The sequence below is a fragment of the Desulfothermus sp. genome (assembly GCF_053993635.1).
The window spans coordinates 1-3293 of the sequence record NZ_JBMYBT010000022.1; the positions used below are offsets into that span (position 1 = coordinate 1).

Consider the following 3293-nt stretch of genomic DNA (forward strand, 5'->3'; position numbering starts at 1 on the left):
CAAGATAATCAAATTAAATTGTATAGGGGTGTAGATAAAGCCAAAGACCAGAGTTATTTTTTGTCTTTGGTTCCAAAGGATAGTTTTAAGGATGTTAAATTGCCCCTTGGTGGATATAAAAAAGATGAAATTAGAGAAAAGTTAAAGAAAAAAAATATTACCCCAGCTATTACATCTGAGAGTCAAGAGATTTGTTTTATAAAAGAAAATTACAGAGATTTTTTAAAAAAAATGGGAAAAGAGCTTCCAGGACCTGGTAAGATTGTAGGGATTGGGGGAGATGAATTGGGTATTCATAAAGGACTTTTTAATTACACAATTGGACAGAGACGTGGGCTTGGGATCCCTTACTCAGAGCCTTTATATGTGATTCATAAGGACCTTGATCAAAATATTTTAGTTGTGGGTACAAAGAATGACCTTTTGCATAACAGGTGTGTTGTGGGTGATGTAAATTGTCTTGTTCCCATGGACAATTGGCCAGAAGAAATAGAGATTCAGGTAAATTATAATATGAAGCCTAAAAAGGCCCTTTGGGAGAAAAAAGGGGAGGTTGTTCACGTGGTTTTTAAAGAGAAAATTCCAAGGCCATCTCCAGGTCAAATATGTTGTTTTTACTCTGGAAATATGGTCCTGGGAGGTGGAATAATCAGAAATGAAAGGTAAAGGTTTTTATATTTTGACCCTTGGTTGTAAGATCAATCAATATGAGTCAGAGGCAATCAGAGAAGCCTGGATTAAAAAAGGACTTTTTGAAGTTCATGATCCCAAAAAGGCTGATATTGTCTTGATAAATAGCTGTGCTGTAACTCATATGGCAATATCTGATACAAAAAAGTATGCAAGGAGATTTGCAAGACAAAACCCTGGATGTGAGATAATAGTAACAGGATGTGCCATTCCAAGATGGGAAAAAGAGATAAAAGCTATAGATGGAGTTAGACTTACAATTCCGCAAAGGGAAAAATTCCAGCTTTTGGGCCTTCCAGAAAACATAGGTGCAAAACAAGATGATTTTATGGATAATTTTTCCTTGAAAATACAGGATTATTTCAGGGCAAGACCTATTATAAAGATACAAGATGGTTGTTCCCATTATTGTAAATATTGTATTGTCCCTTTAACACGTGGTCCTTCTAAGAGTAGAGATGTTTTATCTATTTTAGAAGAAGTAAAAAGAATTTTAGATGCAGGTTTTAAAGAGATTATAATTAGTGGGATTAATTTAAAGGAGTTTAAAGGCGATTATTTAGGAAAAGAATTAGATGTATGGGATCTCATAGAACTGGTTGCAACAAAGCTCGTTAGAAAATATCAAGGGGCACGCATTAGGATAAGTTCACTAGATCCATCTCTTCTAAATAATGGAGCTTTAGATGTAATTAGCAAATGTCCTGAAATTGCACCGCATTTGCATGTGTCAGTTCAGTCAGCAAGTAAAAAGATCTTGGAAAAGATGGGGAGGTCCCATTATTCTCCAGATGATATTTTGGATTTTATCTATAAATTAAGAGAGATATGGCCAGTTTTTGGACTTGGATGTGATGTGTTAGTGGGATTTCCTGGTGAAGATGATAAGGACTTTCTGGATACTTATAATTTTTGTAAAAAAATGTCCTTTACCTATGGTCATGTGTTTAAATATTCCAAAAGGCCAGATACCCCAGCTGCAAAATATCCATATCAAGTTCCAAAAGATATTAAACAAAAAAGAAGTTTTTTGTTAAGGAAACTTTTTTTAGAGAAAAAGAGAAATTTTTTAAAAAAACTTCTTTCTTTAGACCAGGTAAATATCATTGTTGAAGATACAGAAAAATTGGTGGGTATGAATGAATATTATATTATCTGTAAAATAAATAAAAAAAGTTCTATACCCTTAAAAAAGGGAGAGTTAATTAAAGCTGTACCTATGTCCGTTGATCTTGATAAATTAAATTTGATTGTTAAACAGATATAAAATGAGTGTACCCAAAAAACCAAAAGATGTCCTTTTAGTATTATCTATCTTAGGAAGCAAATGGGATCAATTTTGGCCCAAGCTACAGGAAGATTTAAAAGATGCCCTGGGAGAGATTGAATTTATATCTCCCATGATTTTATTCACAGAAACCACCTATTATGACAGGGAACTTGGAACTCCCATATATAGGCGTGTTTTGTCCTTTAAGGAGCTTGTTCCTCCTGATAAATTGTCAGATATAAAATTGACAACCAATGAGATAGAAAAGAAATATGCAAAGCAAGATGGATCAAGGATTTTTAATTTAGATCCTGGCATCCTATCTTTTGAGAGGTTTGTGTTAGCTACGGGAAAAGAATATACCCACAGGATTTATTTAAAAAACGGTATTTGGGCTGACCTTACCCTAATCTTTCAAAAGGGTTGGTGGCAGACTCTTCCCTGGACATATCCAGATTATGCAAGGAAGGATCTTCAGGAAATTCTTTCGTTTTTAAGGGATAATTATAAAAAGAAGTTAAAGGGAAATAGATGATTAAGTCAATGACTGGCTATGGTTCCTATGAATTAAATGATGAGATTTGTATGCAACATTGGGAGATAAAGAGTGTAAATTCAAAGAATTTAAATGTGAGATTTAAAATACCCTCTTTTTTGAGATCTGTTGAATATATTTTCTTAAGAGAAGTAAAAAAATTTGTTAGTAGAGGGTATATAGATATTTATCTGGGGCTTAAAATATTTAAACATGACCAAGTTCCATTTCAAATAAATGAGACTTTGCTAGATGTTTTGTTTGGATTTTTAAAAAGGTATGCTAAAGAAAATGGTGAGGTATTTGTTCCTGATTATAATAGGGTTGTTTCAATTCCTGGCCTTTGGACAGAATCTGCTATAGATGCAGAATCTGAGCTGGTTGATAGACTGAAAAATGGCCTTGAAAATGCCCTTTTGTCCTGGAATCAGTTTAGAGAAAGGGAAGGACAGGACCTTGTTTTAGATCTTAAATCTAGACTTACTAGATTGGTAGATATTAGGGACAAAATTGAACAAATCACCAATGGCCTGGTAAGTGATAAGTTTGAGCTCTTAAGACAAAGGGTTAGGGAAATTTTAAAGAGAATTGATATAGAGGTAGAACAAGACAGACTTATGCAAGAGCTGGCAATTATGGCAGATAGATTGGATGTATCAGAGGAGTTGGTTAGGCTAACATCCCACCTTAACGCAATATTAGATTTGCTTAATTCTGAAGGATATGTTGGAAGGCAACTGGACTTTCTCTGTCAAGAATGCTTTAGGGAAATCAATACCCTGGGTAATAAGGCTCAGA

4 protein-coding genes are annotated in these 3293 nt (G+C 34.1%); all 4 read left to right on the top strand.

Annotated features, from left to right (window positions below; genetic code table 11):
• The coding region (locus ACY2V1_RS01545; RefSeq protein WP_461833032.1) for a tRNA methyl transferase PRC-barrel domain-containing protein at positions 1 to 666 on the top strand (666 nt) is incomplete at its 5' end.
• Entirely contained in the window at positions 656 to 1957 is a 1302-nt protein-coding gene (locus ACY2V1_RS01550; RefSeq protein WP_461833033.1) for a MiaB/RimO family radical SAM methylthiotransferase, read from the top strand. The genes ACY2V1_RS01545 and ACY2V1_RS01550, both read left to right, overlap by 11 nt.
• Position 1958: 1 nt before the next feature.
• The gene (locus tag ACY2V1_RS01555) at positions 1959 to 2495 is read left to right on the top strand and encodes a DUF4416 family protein (protein WP_461833034.1); all 537 of its coding nucleotides are present in this window, start codon (positions 1959 to 1961) and stop codon (positions 2493 to 2495) included.
• On the top strand, positions 2492 to 3293 hold an 802-nt coding region (locus ACY2V1_RS01560), incomplete at its 3' end, for a YicC/YloC family endoribonuclease (protein ID WP_461833035.1). The genes ACY2V1_RS01555 and ACY2V1_RS01560, both read left to right, overlap by 4 nt.

Bases quoted from the DNA above. Each gene is read 5' to 3' on its own strand.
- ACY2V1_RS01550 (WP_461833033.1), top strand. From the start codon at position 656: ATGAAAGGTAAAGGTTTTTATATTTTGACCCTTGGTTGTAAGATCAAT.
- ACY2V1_RS01555 (WP_461833034.1), top strand. From the start codon at position 1,959: ATGAGTGTACCCAAAAAACCAAAAGATGTCCTTTTAGTATTATCTATC.